General features: G+C 59.8%; 10 protein-coding genes, 1 tRNA gene and 1 pseudogene. 3 read left to right on the top strand and 9 right to left on the bottom strand.

All coding sequences use genetic code 11. The features are described 5' to 3' along the window. Positions 1-107 precede the first annotated feature (107 nt). From D5261_RS02095 to D5261_RS02055, 9 genes are all read right to left on the bottom strand, one after another. Positions 108-1,274: a GntR family transcriptional regulator gene (locus D5261_RS02095; protein WP_165864523.1), complete on the bottom strand. Its 1,167-nt coding sequence runs from the start codon at positions 1,272-1,274 to the stop codon at positions 108-110. Positions 1,275-1,335: 61 nt separating this feature from the next. Beyond that, positions 1,336-3,513, bottom strand: coding sequence for a TIM-barrel domain-containing protein (locus tag D5261_RS02090; protein ID WP_119323895.1), 2,178 nt, complete (start codon positions 3,511-3,513; stop codon positions 1,336-1,338). A gap of 293 nt (positions 3,514-3,806) precedes the next feature. Continuing rightward, positions 3,807-4,643, bottom strand: coding sequence for a DUF1559 family PulG-like putative transporter (locus D5261_RS02085; RefSeq protein ID WP_119323896.1), 837 nt, complete (start codon positions 4,641-4,643; stop codon positions 3,807-3,809). 519 nt (positions 4,644-5,162) lie between these two features. Then, a complete protein-coding gene (locus tag D5261_RS02080; protein ID WP_125206247.1) occupies positions 5,163-5,774 on the bottom strand; it encodes a hypothetical protein in 612 nt (203 codons plus the stop codon). Next, positions 5,771-7,039: an AAA family ATPase gene (locus tag D5261_RS02075; RefSeq protein WP_119323898.1), complete on the bottom strand. Its 1,269-nt coding sequence runs from the start codon at positions 7,037-7,039 to the stop codon at positions 5,771-5,773. The genes D5261_RS02080 and D5261_RS02075 overlap by 4 nt, the downstream gene beginning before the upstream one ends. 132 nt (positions 7,040-7,171) lie before the next feature. Continuing rightward, a tRNA-Ala gene (locus tag D5261_RS02070) sits at positions 7,172-7,247 on the bottom strand. Positions 7,248-7,384: 137 nt separating this feature from the next. Further along, a complete protein-coding gene (locus D5261_RS02065) occupies positions 7,385-8,095 on the bottom strand; it encodes a DUF1559 family PulG-like putative transporter (RefSeq protein WP_119323899.1) in 711 nt (236 codons plus the stop codon). A 190-nt stretch (positions 8,096-8,285) separates the two neighbouring features. Beyond that, on the bottom strand, positions 8,286-9,161 hold the full coding sequence (locus tag D5261_RS02060) for a DUF4349 domain-containing protein (RefSeq protein ID WP_119323900.1): 876 nt from the start codon (positions 9,159-9,161) through the stop codon (positions 8,286-8,288). 98 nt (positions 9,162-9,259) lie between these two features. Next, positions 9,260-9,616, bottom strand: a complete 357-nt coding sequence (locus D5261_RS02055) for a winged helix-turn-helix transcriptional regulator (RefSeq protein WP_119323901.1) — start codon at positions 9,614-9,616, stop codon at positions 9,260-9,262. A gap of 114 nt (positions 9,617-9,730) precedes the next feature. On the opposite strand from D5261_RS02055, the pseudogene D5261_RS02050 reads away from it, so the two are divergent. The 3 genes and pseudogenes from D5261_RS02050 to D5261_RS02040 form a co-directional block, all read left to right on the top strand. Beyond that, a pseudogene (locus D5261_RS02050) lies at positions 9,731-10,381 on the top strand (NAD(P)H-dependent oxidoreductase); the annotation flags it as partial. A gap of 822 nt (positions 10,382-11,203) precedes the next feature. Beyond that, positions 11,204-11,707: a transcriptional regulator NrdR gene (gene nrdR / locus D5261_RS02045; RefSeq protein WP_119323903.1), complete on the top strand. Its 504-nt coding sequence runs from the start codon at positions 11,204-11,206 to the stop codon at positions 11,705-11,707. Between the two features lie 595 nt (positions 11,708-12,302). After that, on the top strand, positions 12,303-15,146 hold the full coding sequence (locus D5261_RS02040; RefSeq protein ID WP_119323927.1) for a vitamin B12-dependent ribonucleotide reductase: 2,844 nt from the start codon (positions 12,303-12,305) through the stop codon (positions 15,144-15,146). Positions 15,147-15,181: the final 35 nt, after the last annotated feature.

Here is a 15,181-nt window from a genome sequence, read left to right as displayed (position 1 = left end):
CGTACGTTGAGACGTTCCTGTGGATATCTACTCACTTGTCGGCTAATAACACGTATTTCTACAGGGAAATATTGCACGGAGGATGGGAGCGCTAAAGCAAAAAGCGGCTAAGAGGGCGGCCCGAGGCTGCTCTCACGCGCCATCAGGCGCGCGGGCAGTTCGACGGAGCGGGCGGGGGCGGCGCGGCTTTTCAGCCGCTGAAGGAGGACTTCCACGGCGGTTCGCCCGATCTCTTCGTAAGGCTGCGCCATTGTGGTCAAGCCGACGCCGGTCGGAAGAATGGGGACGATGTCGTCGAATCCCGTCACCGCGACATCGCCGGGAACGGAGAGGCCCATGTTTTTGAGCCGTTTCACGAGGTCCACGGCGGCGTAGTCATTGAACGCCGACGCCGCTGTTGGGCGCTCGTCCTTGGGCAGGTGGAACATCATGTCCACCGATGTCCACACTTGCTCGCGATCGCGTGAGGGGATGGAGAGCACTATCTCGTCGAGTTCGGCTTCCCGAATGGCGTCCATATAGCCTTGAATGCGATCCTGGACGGCTCGGATCTGCTCGTTCTTCGTCACATAAGCGATCCGGCGATGGCCCTGGCGGATGAGGTGCTGGATCGTGTCGTACATCGCCTGGTGATTGTTGACGCTGACGCAATCGGTTTCCACGCCTTCGATGCGCCGGTCGATCGTGACGATCGGCATCACCCGCTGAACTTCCTCGGCCAGTTCCCGGTTGCTTCGATAGGCGTAAGGATAGAACACGGCGCCGGCAAAGCCGCGCTTCAGCAGCGAGCGAAGCTGTTCGGCCTCACGGACGGCGTTTTCTTTCTCGACGTCAATCTCGCCCACGTCCATAAACACGGCGTGATAGCCGGCGTTCGCCAGCGCCTGGCTCATGCCCCAAAAGATTCGCTGCTGCGAGGTGACTCCGTTCTCGAAATGGCCGCCATGCCACATCAGCAGCGCGATCAAATTGGAGGCGGGCGCATACATCTCGACTTTGCGAGGCGGGGCGGCCGCCGGCAGATCTTCGGCGGGACCGACGATCGGGCGGCAGTGCGGCCGGCGAATCACCAGGCCGTCCCGCACGAGCTGATCGATCGCCATGCGGACCACGCGCCGGTCCACACTCAGGTCCTCGGCCAGGGAGCGCTCGGTGGGAAGCCAATCTCCCGGCTTATACTCCCCGGATTGAATATGGTCGCGCAGCATACTCGCCACCGTATTCTTGGGATGCTTCGCCGGGGAGATCGGAGACTGCGATTCTGGTAAAGTCATTACCCGCATTATAGCACCATACCTCGCTCCTGCATCATTGTTCGCGAGCGGCGAAATCCCTTCAGAATTGGACAGACATCCTTTGGCCCTGGTAGTTCACTGCCTGCGAGCGCCCATCCGGCAGCTTGACCACGATGCGGCGCGCTTTGGACATGCCGGGAAACGTCCCGACGCGCTTTCCGAGGACAAACTGGCGGCGCTTGTCACTCCATGTCATGGGGATTTTCGCCGACTGCCCCTGGAGGTAGCCGTAGTCGTCCCCGGAATCTTCATAGAGCGCAAAGGCTCCGTCGGCGCCGGGATAAACGCGCACTTCCAATGGATCGATGGGCTTTTCCCCGGTGTACTGGAGCACGGGACCCAGCGGAAGAATACCGCCGGCGCGCAGGTAAACGGGGATCGTCGCCAGCGGCGCTTTGACGATGGAGATCTTTCGGCCGCCCTGGACGGACTCGTTGGTGTTGAAATCGTACCAGCGTCCGGCGGGAAGATATACATCGCGCGATCCGCCTTCGGTCAGGATGGGCGCCGCCAGCACATTGGGGCCGAAGAACCATTCGTCTCTCAGATTGAACGTATTCGCGTCCTGCGGGAATTCGAGAAACAGGGGGCGCATCAGCGGCGCCGCCGTCCGCGCGTTTTCGGCGGCGCAGGTATAGATGTAGGGGATGAGGCGATAACGCAGTTGGATCGCCTGGACCATGGCCGTCTGCGCTTCCTCGCCAAACGCCCACGGCCAGCGCGGCTCGTTGAGCATTCCGTGCGCGCGCATGATCGGGGTGAACACGGCCTGCTCCATCCATCGCGAATAAAGCTCCGGGGTGGGCGGGCCAAAGAAGCCCCCGGTATCCGAACTGGTGTAAGGCATTCCAGCCATGCTGAAGTTCATCAGCGTTCCCGGCTGATTGCTGAGGGTCGCCCAGGAGCTATTGATGTCTCCCGACCAGACCGCCGCGCCGAAGCGCTGCATGCCCGGTGCGAACGAGCGGTTGATCGTCCAGACTCGCCGCGAGTTCAAGGCGCGCTGTCCCTCCCACTGTCCCCGGCACATCTGGAAGAACTCATCGTATGCGTTCTCCGCCTCATCGTTCCACCAGCCATCCACGCCGGCGTTCATCAGCGGGGCCTGATGGCTCCACCACCAGTAACGCGCCTCGGGATTGTCGAAGTGCAGGTCCGCTTTATCGTCCGACTTCTCCGCACGGTCGGCGGGCTTATTCACATTGTCGAGGCTGGGGAGCGTCCACCCCCGCGCTCGGGCGTAGGCCAGATGGTCGCCCTCCACGCGCGGCTTGCGGATGCCGACGAATTTCAGATGCATGCTCTTCATCTTCGTGAAGGCGCCGTCCGGAAAGTTCTTGGTGTTGACCTGCCAATCGTCGTTGTACCAGTCGTAATCATAGACAAAGGCGTCAATCGGGATCTTTCGGTCTCGATACTGCCGCCATTTGTCCTGGATATCGGCGGCGTCTTGATATCCCCAGCGGCTTTGCATAAAGCCGAACGTCCAGCGCGGCGGGATCGGCGCGCGCCCCGTCAGGCGCGAGTAGGCATCAAGCAGTCCATAACCGCCCTTGGCCGAAACGATCAGATAGGAATTGAGCGATGCGCTGGGAACCCGCCAGGTCAGAGTGTTCGCCATGTCGGACCAGGAGATCCCGCTTTCGTTGTTGGCGATCAAGGCGCCATATCCCCCCGTGGACCACAGAAAGGGAATGCGCGTGACGCCGTTATGAAAGATCTGCGTTCCCGACGGGTGAGTCAGATCGCCGCTGACATTCCAGTCCGCGTTCCCGGCGCCGTAGAGCCGCTGGTCCGCGCCATGAGACAGCGCCAGCGTGATTCCCTCGGGCGTCGCCGCAATGCGTCCGCTTTGAATAAGAAGTGTGTTTTTGGCGTCCCGAACCGTGAAAACGCCATTGGGAGCAAGATGCAGAACCGCTTCCGGAGTGCGGACAGTAACATCGCCCGCCGCGCCTCGCTGCATCGCCGCCTTAGCCCACGGCTGAGTCTCCACCACAAACGGGCTGTCCGGCGGCGCCGGCGCATCTGAGGGACAGGCGACGATATGAAACGCTCCCGACTCCACTGCGCTGACGGAAATACGCAGTCCGGAGACCACCGCCTGCGTCGTTATGGGACCGCTGGAAGGCGATGCGTAGACATGAGCGGACGCTCCAAAACACGAAAGCGCGAACGCCATTCCGGCGGCGCGAGCAGAACCAATCAATGCTATCATGAGAAAGTAGAGTGCCTTTACGAAAATAGAGATAGTACTGTGTTAAATGATTTCTAGCGTTTGCTCGTCAGAAGGCCGGCGAATGAATTCGCGCCTAAAAGTATAGCCGTCCGCCTTCGCGGACTTCGGAGCCCACGGCACAAAGTCTGAATCCGCGGAGGCGGGTGACCGTACTTTTAGCCGCGAATTCATTCGCCAGGCATGTGCGGAGCGCACAATATTTACCTTAAACGGTACTCGTGCGCCGGCCGTAAACGACCGGCGCGATGACGGATGAGCCAGGATGGTCTTCGCTAGATCTTACTGAATGTCAGCGTGGCGCTGCCGGAACTGCCGCCATTGACATTCATATAGGAAGTGCCTGCGGCGTGCTCCCCGCTGTCATCCTCAGGGTTGTTCGCGGCGGAGGCGTCTTTCCCCGGAGAGATCCTTGTAGCGGTAAGCCATTTGACATGGCCGTCCGCCGCCAGGAAGTTCGAGCCGTTCGTATGCACGCCGTTCGTTCCCTGGTACTGATTCAACTGGTTCCCCGGAGGATTGCCCGTCGCATACTTGGCGAAGCAGTTGGTCGGACAGCCTTTGCCTCCGTTCGACCAGTAGTTCGTGTCCATGGTCGCCGCAGAGGAAAAGTCCGTTTGGTCGATGCGGTTCAGGTCCATCACCACACCATACGCCTCACACAACAGCACCGTGGACGCCGGCGCATTCAAGCTGGCGAGCGCGGCAGGCTGATGGCCGTTGCCATCCCCCAGAAATGAATTGTTAACCACATAGGACACCGGCTGCCATCGCACGCCGGGTGCCGGGCTGTACTGGGAGGGATCGTCGGGGCACTGGAAAACGCCGACTGACTTGAGGTAAGGCATCACGGGGTGCGCCCAGCCAGCGCAATAGAAGAAGTCCGAACGGCCGATGGGAAACGATTCGTCATTGTCCTGAATGTACTGAAGAAAACCCAGCCCAAGCTGCTTCTCATTCGAGGCGCAGCTAATTTGCCGCGCCTTTTCGCGCGCCTTGGCGAAAACGGGGAAGAGAATGGCGGCAAGAATAGCGATGATAGCGATGACAACGAGCAGTTCGATTAAAGTAAAGCCGGAATGTCGACTGGGAAAGAATTGTGATTTTTTCATTCTAAGATCCTCTGGTTTATTACGAGTGCAAATTTTGGAGCAAATCTGGATCCTTCGTCACTTGAGATGCATCCACGACGAAATGTCTGACCAACGCGACTGCCCTGCATTCTTCGTGCTGTACCAATATAGCACCAAAGAAAAAATCTGTCAATATATTATTTTGGAACAAAAATGGTTCAATGGGGGGAGAGGCGAAACGCCTCAGACAGCAAAACGGCCGCCATTCGCAAGAATGGCGGCCGTTTTCCTATTGGTGAACTGGGCGGGGCGAAACGCTGTTTTGTATGGCTACTGCCCGCGTTCGATGATCTGCCGAAATTCGCCGATCATGCTTGCCGCCAGCGCACGGTCCGTTTGGCATAGAGACAAAAAAGATCTGGCGCACAGGGTGTGCGAGAGACGGCCGGATGTCAGCTGACTGAGATACCAGATATCCTCTTTGTCGCCCTGTTCTGATCCTTTGAACGCTAGCCAAACTGCGAGGAGAGTTAAGGCTCTTTGAAATTGGAGGTTCTCTCAGTTCAGGCCAAAGAAATCAATCGTGACAAGGGCTCTTCTCCCGGAAGGCCCTTGTCGAGGGAGGGCGTTGACGCCGACAAACTCGAGAATCTCTTCCGGATCTTCATCCAACACTCCGATGGGATAGATGAGGTAGGGCCTCTCTGCGGCATAATCTTCGGGAGCGTCTCCGGCGGCGATGCGGGAGGAGGCGACCGGGAAGAAGTAGGATTTCATCAGGGTGTTGCAGACTTTGCAGGCGGCGGCGTAATTGCCGAGATGATACGCCAGATGATAATAACCGTTCGGAAAGGCCTCTCCGGTGGGGAAGTCGTATTTTGCCGGATCCGCTGGCCAAGCGCGTACGTTTCTCTTGGGGCGGTAGTGCTCCAGATCGTGCGCGATGGCTCCAAATTCGCCGCCTTCCAACTGCTGTTCGCAGTAAGCGCATTTGTTATGCTGGATCTCCATAAACACCGGTTTGACTTCACTCCAAATGGCGGACGTTTCGGCATAATGTCCGAGTTGGAGTATCGCCGCTGTCCGTCGCTCCGCGTTTCGTCGCCAACCTGGGACCTTCGCATCGACTAACGCTTCGATTTCAGGGAGCGCTTTTGGGTAGCGGATCATTCTTGCGGAATATCCTTTACCATTCGGCGGAGAAAGGATTGATGATCTTCTTCTTTATCGCTGAGCGCTAATCGCACTAGGTCATTTTGCGGTGCATCGGGGGCGCGTGTCGAACTGAGGCCGAAGTAAGAGCTGGTGAGGATTTGATTGGCGGTAAGCCCAAAGATATCTTCGTTGTACTGTTCGATGACTGCTCCGCTGTCGTCCGAATCCAGGACATAGATGCTTTGCGTTTCCAGCGTTCCCGCCACAAGCGGACTATGGCTGGAGAACAGGAATTGAATATTCGGGAACGCCTCTGAGATTTGATCCACAACGCGCCTCTGCCAGGCCGGGTGCAGGAACAGATCGATTTCGTCGACGATGACGACTCCCGATAGGTTCGCAAGCTGAGGCTCGGCAGAATTAGGAGGCAGAACGCGGGACATTTGCAACAGCAAATCCCAGACCCAGCCGATAAAAGCGCGATAACCGTCCGAGAGAGCATTGAATGGCAGAAGCACTCCGTTGTTATCAAACAGGGGGCGATCCAGACCATCTTGGTGTTCGGTTAATGAAAGGTTTTCCTCGATCAGAAGCGCGTTTAGGATCTGCCGAGCATCCGAGAACGCCCCACGCGATTTTAGCTGAAGATAAGCGTAGGTGAACGGCGCCAATCCGACCTGCTCCTCGAAAAGACCGGCGACACGCTGGTATCGGGGAGTGCGATTCTGCTCGCTGTAACCCTCTGGGCGCTCTGTGCGTCGCCCCGCGCCGTAAGCGGCAAGGAAAAACGCCGGCGAGTTATTCTCATAGATTCGATCCCAAGCAGGCGGGTTTGTGTGTGTCGTCCTGATCTCCTCGACATCGCCTTTTAGCGTAACGATTGCTTGTCCGATCATGGTTATTGGCTGAGATAGCCCTGTATCCGACTCACCAAGCAGCAAACTGACTTCGATTTTCGCGCTTTCGGCGGGCTCTCTCTTCTGGAATGAGGAGCTGTTTTGAATACTGGCGACTGTATTTGATCCTGCTCTCGTGGCTCGGCGAACAAAGTATTCTGCTTTGAGGCCACTGGACGGTATGACGGGAGCAAGAACGCCTAATGCAATGGCCTTAAAAATGGAGGATTTCCCGGAACCGTTGCCCCCAAGCAACAAATTCACGTTCGGAGCGCGTTGTGGCGACGGATGACTGAGCTTGCCTGGACGGCCAGGATAATTGAGGCTCATTTCCGCCGTTCCAAAGCTCCGGAAGTTCCGAATTGTCAGCTTTTCGATATACAAATACTCGCCTCAAACTCTCGTCCGTTTTAACGCCTTTGGGACATTCAATGAAGGTGATTATACCCAGCGTGAGACTCTGGCGGCAAGAACGCAAAAAGGCCGCCATTCTTGCGAATGACGGCCTTTTTTCATTGGTGGAGCTAAGCGGGATCGAACCGCTGACCTCTTCAATGCGAATGAAGCGCTCTCCCAGCTGAGCTATAGCCCCACGAGGCGTGGATAAAGATATTATCCACATGTTCGGCGAAAATTGCAACCCCTGCGGGCAAAGTCGGCAAAGTAAAATGCGCCGGGGCGGTGGCCCCGGCGCGGTTGTGAAGGGGAGTGAGGCTCGCCGGATGGCGATTACCACCAGCCGCCGCCTCGGGTGTCGATCCAGGTGGTGTAGGGCAGGGCGTTCTTGACGGGCGTGTAGTTGCCGTTGACGACGGCCGGCATGACGGGGCTAATTTTGACATGGCCGTCGATGAAGGCGATGTTCATGCGCTGGGTGTGGCGCGGCAGGCCGGCGCTCGGGTTGGAGATGCGGTCGCTGCCGCCGGCGATTGTGTAGTCGGTGTTCAGGCCATGGCCGGTGGTCGCGTTGGTTGCGTCCCAGTCGCCGCCCGTGCCGACAGAGCCTTCGGCCAGGAGGATCAGCTGGGCCGGCATGTCGATTTGCGCGATGCTGCCGGGAGTGCCGTCCGAGCTGTTGATGCCGTTGGAGTTGATCAGGTAGCTGCACGCATGGTTCTGGGAGTCATCCGGGCACTTGTACACGCCCGCGCTCTTCACGTAAGGGTAAATCGCGTAGGGCCAGTACTGGATCTTGCCGGCGTTGATGTCCGTGCTCTGACCCATCCAGCCGGTCGGGAACCGCTCGTCGTTGTCCTGAATGTACTGCATCATTCCCAGTCCTAATTGCTTCAAGTTGCTGGCGCAGGAGATCTGCCGGGCCTTTTCGCGCGCCTTGGCGAAAACCGGGAAGAGGATCGCAGCGAGAATGGCGATGATTGCGATAACAACGAGTAGCTCGATGAGCGTGAAACCACGCTTGGACTGAACATTGCTCTGCATTGAATAAAGATTCCTTCGGGAAAACCCCATAATATCATCAGGAAATTGATTTTCCTTGATATATGAATCTACCATGCTTTTATGGCAACGTCAACAAAATTTTAAAATAAAGGCAATTATTGCAGTACGAGCGAGAGACGCCCCCGGCAATGGCGCCGGGAGCGTCTATTGAGAGTGAATGGGGAGACCACTATCCGCCGAATTCAATGCGGCGGTTTCGATATTCCCAGAAGAGACGCGCGAGGCGTGCGATCTGGAGCCAGGCGCTATGCAGTAGGTTGAGGAGGATCTGACGCCGGCGCCAGAGCCAGGCAAGGAGCAGGAGGGTGATGAGTAGGAGCGGGACCCAGATCGGAGCGTAGACGAGGGCGTAGGCGCCGACGGTGGCGGCGCGGGCGAGCTGGCGGCCGAAACCTTCGCGGGCGCGCAGGGCGGAGGCGGCGAACCACTGGCGCAGGTCGATATGGACGACGTCGGTGGTGACGGGGACGGCGCCCGGCTCGAACATCTCCACCGTCACCGTGCTCACGCGCGAATTGCGCTCCAGGTCGATCCGCTGCTGGCGCAGCACGCCTTCGTCGACATTCGCCCGAAAGAGGCGCTCCTGCAAGTAAAGGATATCGCTTCCGCGCATCCGGCGCGGGCTTTGCAGCACGCTGCCCAGACGCGTTTCGTGCTGCTGGAGGCTGACCACGCGTCGCGCCAGCATATCGTGCTCCGAATCGTTGTTCGTGGCGGTCATGTGCTCGGAGTAGAGCTTGCCGAGCCCGTAGGCGACCGGCAAAAACGCGCCCACGCGCTCGGCCGGCAGGGAAAAACTGATCCAGCCGTTCTTTGCGCCCTTGGGATTGACGACCGTCTTCGCCTCCAGCAGCTCCGCGCCCTGCATGCGCGCGCTTTCCATCACCTGGGTCCGCGCGGCGTCATAATTCGCCACCTTCACCGCCACCGTCCCGCCGCGCTGGATCAGCGGCGCCGGACTTTCCGAGGCGTCCGGCGCCTGGGCCGCGCTTCTCATTCCCGCCATCGCCAGCATAACAGCCGCCAGGGCCGCCGCGTTTCGCATATGAGTGTTCTCCTTGGTTTGACTACAGTTGTAGTTTATTTTGTTTGGCTACGTGTGTTGTCCGCCAAAGAGTTCCCATGTGCGTCTGCGGTTTTGTTTTATGGGGATGGGACGGCTTGCTTGCCCGTCATATATTCCACGCCCCAGTCGAACATCAGATTGATGATGGGGCAGAGGCTGTGGCCGAAGGGCGTCAGGCTGTATTCGACCTTTGGCGGGACTTCCCGGTAGACCTCGCGGTGGACGACGCCGGCTTGCTCCAGCTCGCGCAGCTGGGCGGTGAGCATCTGCTGCGTGGCGGCGGGGACCAGTCGGCGCATCTCGCCGAAGCGTTTGGTCCCGTCCATCAGATGGAAGAGAATGACGCCTTTCCATTTGCCGCCGATGACGTCGAGCGTGGCTTCGACGGGGCAGACATACTGGCGTCCCGGCAGCGCATTGGGTAATTCGCCCATGATTGATCGTCTCCAATAGTATGATTTATCTGACTATACCTGAAAAATATGCGTACTTGTATCCATCCATTCTACGGAGTATCCTCATTCCATTATGAATACGAGGAGAAAATTATGAAAGTGTTGATCGTACACGCGCACGCCGAGCCGAAATCGTTTAACGGCGCGCTGACCGAGCGCGCCGTCGCGACTTTGACCGCCGAAGGACACGAAGTGCAGGTTTCGGACCTCTACGCCATGGGGTTCAATCCCGTCTCGGACCGTTCGAACTTCACGACAATCGCCAATCCCGATTACTTAAAGCAGCAGGCCGAGGAAGCATACGCCACGGAGCATGACGGCTTTGCGCCGGAAATTCTGGCGGAGATCGAGAAGCTGGAGTGGTGCGATACCCTCATCTTCCAATTCCCCTTATGGTGGTTCGGCCTCCCGGCGATCCTCAAAGGCTGGGTGGACCGCATCTTCGCCTACAAGCGCGTGTACGCCGGCGGCTTCTGGTACGACAAAGGCGCTTTCACGGGGAAGCGCGCTCTGCTCTCGCTGACGACGGGTGGCGTCGAGACAGCGTATTCGCCCAGCGGCCTTCAGGGAAGCATCGACCAGATCCTGTATCCCATTCAGCACGGCATGCTTGCTTTTACCGGCTTTGATGTCCTGCCGCCCTTCGTCTCCTGGTCCGTCGCGCACATCGACGACGCCAGCCGCGCCGGCCTCTTGGACGCCTGGGACGCCCGTCTGCGCGCTCTCACAACCACAAAACCGATCGTCTGGACGCCCGCCCTCTCCGACCTCGATAAAACCTTCCGAGACACGGTCCCCAGCTTCGTCGTCCATGGCGTCTTCACCGGCGAACCGCCCGCGGAACTGGTCGCCGCCGAACGTATCGCGGTCGCGTCGCTGAAGGCGCATGGAGTCTTGAAATCGATCCAGCTCGCCTCCGATTACCGCCAGGGCTGGCTTCTGCTGCGCGCGGCCGACGAAGAAACCGTCTGGGGGCACTTGCGGGCGCTGCCGCTGTTTGAGTATTTACGGTGGGAAGTGGTGAGGGTGGGGTGAGGTGGGAGGACCTCGCGTTAATCCCTATTCCCGGGCGTTCGTCCCTATTCCCCCGGCGCTTTATCGCGCTTCCCCCTTTTTCCCAGCAAGCCGCTTCGCGGGGGAAAAGGGGAGCCACTCACTGAGTTCCATTCACTCGTCTCGTGGCCGTTGAAGACAAAACCCAGTGTATAAAAACGAACAGCCCATTCCCTCCTGACACAATCGAGAGTGAATGGGCTGTAAGGATTCGCTCTCCTTTTCCCCCGCGAAGCGGCTTGCTGGGAAAAAGGGGAAGACGAGCCTCAGCGAGTTGGGGGAATAGGGACGAACGCCTGGTTTCTCTTCTTCCTCGAAACCCCTTCGAAACATTCGTAATCTCTCTTCCCCCCGCAAAAATACTTCTCCAGACTCTTGACATTTCCGCATTCCCCGAGCACCCATCTCCCAGCAAAAATATGTTTGATTTTAGGATTGACAGGCTATATTTAGTATGTTACAATGCACATCGTTACTAGATATAGCCTGCGGCGCTGAAGGAATGTGTTTGGAATGAAGTGTCCGTATTGCCGATTCGATGACGATGCGGTGCTGGATTCGCGGCCCATGCAGGAGGGGACGGCGATTAAGCGTCGTCGCGAGTGCAAGCATTGCGGGCGGCGGTTTACGACCTTCGAAACCATCGAAGAGATGCAGCTGATCGTCGTCAAAAAGCCCGGTCCCGATGGCGAAAGCCGGCGGGAGCCGTTTGATCGCGCCAAGCTGCTGCGCTCGATCCGGGTCGCCTGTCAGAAGCGAAGCATCTCCGAGGAGACGCTCCAGGGGATTGTCGACGACATCGACCGCACGCTCACGAACCGCCTGGAGAAGGAAGTCTCCTCCACCGATATCGGCGAGCTGGTCATGGACCATCTGCATGGCCTGGATCAGGTCGCATACGTTCGGTTTGCGTCGGTGTACCAGGCGTTCGAGGACGCCACGCAGTTCCGTGATATCGTCAACATGCTGCGCAAGCAGCGCACCCGGAAGAAAGACTCGGGCGCGGTCTCCGAATGACCCGGCCTAGCAGTCCGATCCGCCGAAAGATTCTTTGAGCAAGGAGCAACTCATGCCGCGCATCGCCAGTACGAAATCCCGCCAACCCAAAGAAGAGACGCTGGACTTGATCGCGGATGAGGCGCCCCCGGCCGCCGCGCCGCCGCCCGTCGTGGAAAGCGTCGCCGCTCCCGAGGCCGCCGCGCCGAAGAAGCGCGGCCGCAAGTCCAACGCGGAGAAGGCGGCCATCGCCGCCGCCGAAGCGGCCCTGTTCCCTGCCGTCGAACCCATCGCCGCACCCGCGCCTGCCCTGGCGGCGGAGACGCAGGAGGAGATTGGGCGCGGCGAAGGGCATGCCCATCCCTTTGGACTGGATGACGACCGCGCGCCGTTCGCGGACACCATCATCGCGCGCCTGCTCGGCGATCCTCCGCCCGCGCTGCTGGACATCGCGGCGCGCGGCGCCGGTGTCCAGATGCCTGCGACGCCCGCCCCGCCGGTCGCCATCGCGCTGGAGGCCGAGGCCGCCCCGGAGATTTCGCCGATCAAACTGGAGATTTCTCCGGTCGAAATTGATATGACCAAGACAAGAGAGAAGAATACGAAGGAGAACGCTATGCCCGCTACCGCGGAAAAAAAGGAAACGGCCCCTCAGTCCGTTCAGAAAGCGCCCGGCTCCGGATTGACCGTCTCGCGCCGCTATACGCAGCCGGGACAGGATGTCTGGAAGACGACCGAATGGGAGCTGCGCAAGGCGAGCATCGTCGGCAGCGACGGCAAGGTCGTCTTCGAACAGGATGGCGTGGAGATCCCGAAGGACTGGTCGCAGTTGGCGACCAATGTCGTCGTTTCCAAGTATTTCCGGGGACATGTCGGGACGCTGGAGCGCGAATACAGCGTCAAGCAGCTGATCACCCGCGTCGCCGATAAGATCATCGAATGGGGCCGGGCCGGCAAGTACTTCGCGACCGACGAAGACGCCGCCGCGTTCCACGATGAACTGCGCTATATCTTGTTGCACCAGTATGCCGCGTTCAATAGCCCCGTCTGGTTCAACCTCGGCTGGCCCGGCCGACGCCAGGCGGTCTCGGCGTGCTACATCAACGAAGTCGACGATACGATGGAGAGCATCCTCGATCTGTACAAGACCGAAGGCATGCTCTTTAAGGATGGCAGCGGCTCCGGCGTCAACCTCAGCACCCTGCGCTCCTCCAAGGAGCCCTTGCAGGCGGGCGGACGCTCCAGCGGCCCGATTTCGTTCATGAAGGGCCTGGACGCCAGCGCCGGCTCGATCAAGAGCGGCGGCAGCACCCGCCGCGCGGCGTGTATGCGCGTTCTGGATGTCGATCACCCGGATATCGAAGACTTCATCGACTGCAAAAAGGACGCCGAGCTGAAGGCGCACGCGCTGATCGACGCCGGGTACTCCGGCGCGTTCAATGTGGTCAACGGCGCCTACGACACCGTCCCGTTCCAGAACGCCAACCACAGCGTTCGCGTTTCGGATGAGTTCATGCAGGCCGTCGAGGCTGATGGCCCCTGGGAAACCAAGGCCCGCCTGACCGGCAAGCCCATCGCCACGGTGAAGGCGCGCGAGCTGATGCGCGGCATCGCCGAAGGCACCTGGGTCTGCGGCGACCCCGGCATGCAGTACGACACCACGATCAACGACTGGCACACCTGCTCGAACACGGATCGCATCTATGCGAGCAACCCGTGCTCGGAGTATATGTTCCTGAACTCCACGGCGTGTAATCTGTCATCGCTCAATCTTATGAAGTTCCGCCAGGAGGGCACGGGCGCGTTCGACACCGAATCGTTCGAGCACGCCGTCCGCATCATGATCACCGCGCAGGAGATCGTGGTCGGCTTCGCGGCCTATCCGACGGAGAAGATTGAGGAGCGCTCGCACGTCTACCGCACGCTGGGCCTTGGCTACGCCAACCTTGGCGCGCTGCTGATGGCGTCGGGCCTGCCCTACGATAGCGACGCCGGCCGCGCTTACGCCGGCGCCGTCACCGCGATCATGACCGGCCGCGCTTACGAGCAGTCCGCCAAGATCGCCCGCGACTGCGGCGGCCCGTTCTCCGGATACGCCGAGAACCGCGATCCGATGCTGCGCGTCATCCGCAAGCACCGCGCCGCCGTGGCGGACATCAACCCGCGTTACATCCCGGAGACCCTCGCCGCCGCCGCGCAGCGCAGCTGGGACGAGGCGCTGGAAGTCGGCGAGCAGTTCGGCTACCGCAACGCGCAGGCGACGGTTCTGGCGCCGACGGGCACCATCGGCTTCCTGATGGACTGCGACACCACCGGCATCGAGCCGGACATTGCGATCGTCAAGTACAAGAGCCTGGTCGGCGGCGGCATGATGAAGATCGTCAACCAGACCGTCCCCGAGGCGCTCACCCGCCTGGGCTACACCGACGATCAGATGAAGAGTATCATCGACTTTATCGACGAGCACGACACGATTGAAGGCGCGCCCGCATTAAAAACCGAGCACCTGCCGATCTTCGACTGCGCCTTCCGCGCGAGCAACGGCACCCGGTCGATCCACTACAAGGGCCACATCAAGATGATGGCCGCCGCGCAGCCGTTCATCAGCGGCGCGATCAGCAAGACGGTAAACGTCCCCACCGACGCCACGCCGGAAGAGATCGCCGAGACCTACATCGAGAGCTGGAAGCTGGGCCTGAAGGCGGTCGCGATCTACCGCGACGGCTCCAAGCGCACGCAGCCGCTCAACACGAGTAAGGAGAAGCCGGCCGCCGACAAGACATCGGTCGCCACGCTGACCGTCGCCCCCGAGAACAAGACCTACGCGATGCGCCGCCGCCTGCCCGACGAGCGCTCCTCGGTCACGCACAAGTTCTCGATCGGCGGCCACGAGGGCTACATCACGGTGGGCCTGTATCCGGACACCGGCGATCCCGGCGAGATCTTCATCCGCATGGCGAAAGAAGGCTCCTCGATCTCCGGCCTGATGGACAGCTTCGCCACCGCGATCTCCCTGTCCTTGCAGTACGGCGTCCCGCTCTCAACGCTGGTGGACAAGTTCATCCACAGCCGCTTCGAGCCGTCCGGCTTCACGAACAACAAAGACATCCCGATGGCGAAGTCCGTCATGGACTACATCTTCCGCTGGCTGGCTTTGAAGTTCCTCGCCAAAAACGAGCGTCACAACGTCGGCCTCCTCGTGGACCAGGAACCCGAACCCGAAGTCGCCGCGCCCGCCCCCGCCAAAAACGGCAACGGCAATGGCTCGAACGGTAACGGAACCAACGGCGTCATCAAACTCCCCGTCTCCGACGGTCCCGCGACCATCGCCGACCACGAGCGCGAAACCTTCCGCAGCCAAAGCGACGCGCCTCCGTGCCCCGAATGCGGCGCGATCACGATCCGCAGCGGCGCCTGCTACAAGTGCATGCAGTGTGGGACGAGTTTGGGGTGTTCGTAGGGTTAAGAAGTAGTGTAGGGATTTGAGGTGAGGCC

Origin of the sequence: Capsulimonas corticalis (genome assembly GCF_003574315.2) — a bacterium.
GTDB lineage: Bacteria > Armatimonadota > Armatimonadia > Armatimonadales > Capsulimonadaceae > Capsulimonas > Capsulimonas corticalis.
Note: the sequence above shows the minus strand (reverse complement) of the source record. Positions and strands in the feature narration are given on the sequence as shown.

Coding starts and splice junctions, on each gene's coding strand:
- D5261_RS02060 (WP_119323900.1), bottom strand. CDS start 9,161: ATGCGAAACGCGGCGGCCCTGGCGGCTGTTATGCTGGCGATGGCGGGA.
- D5261_RS02085 (WP_119323896.1), bottom strand. CDS start 4,643: ATGAAAAAATCACAATTCTTTCCCAGTCGACATTCCGGCTTTACTTTA.
- D5261_RS02080 (WP_125206247.1), bottom strand. CDS start 5,774: ATGATCCGCTACCCAAAAGCGCTCCCTGAAATCGAAGCGTTAGTCGAT.
- D5261_RS02055 (WP_119323901.1), bottom strand. CDS start 9,616: ATGGGCGAATTACCCAATGCGCTGCCGGGACGCCAGTATGTCTGCCCC.
- D5261_RS02040 (WP_119323927.1), top strand. CDS start 12,303: ATGCCCGCTACCGCGGAAAAAAAGGAAACGGCCCCTCAGTCCGTTCAG.
- D5261_RS02065 (WP_119323899.1), bottom strand. CDS start 8,095: ATGCAGAGCAATGTTCAGTCCAAGCGTGGTTTCACGCTCATCGAGCTA.
- D5261_RS02090 (WP_119323895.1), bottom strand. CDS start 3,513: ATGATAGCATTGATTGGTTCTGCTCGCGCCGCCGGAATGGCGTTCGCG.
- nrdR (WP_119323903.1), top strand. CDS start 11,204: ATGAAGTGTCCGTATTGCCGATTCGATGACGATGCGGTGCTGGATTCG.
- D5261_RS02095 (WP_165864523.1), bottom strand. CDS start 1,274: ATGACTTTACCAGAATCGCAGTCTCCGATCTCCCCGGCGAAGCATCCC.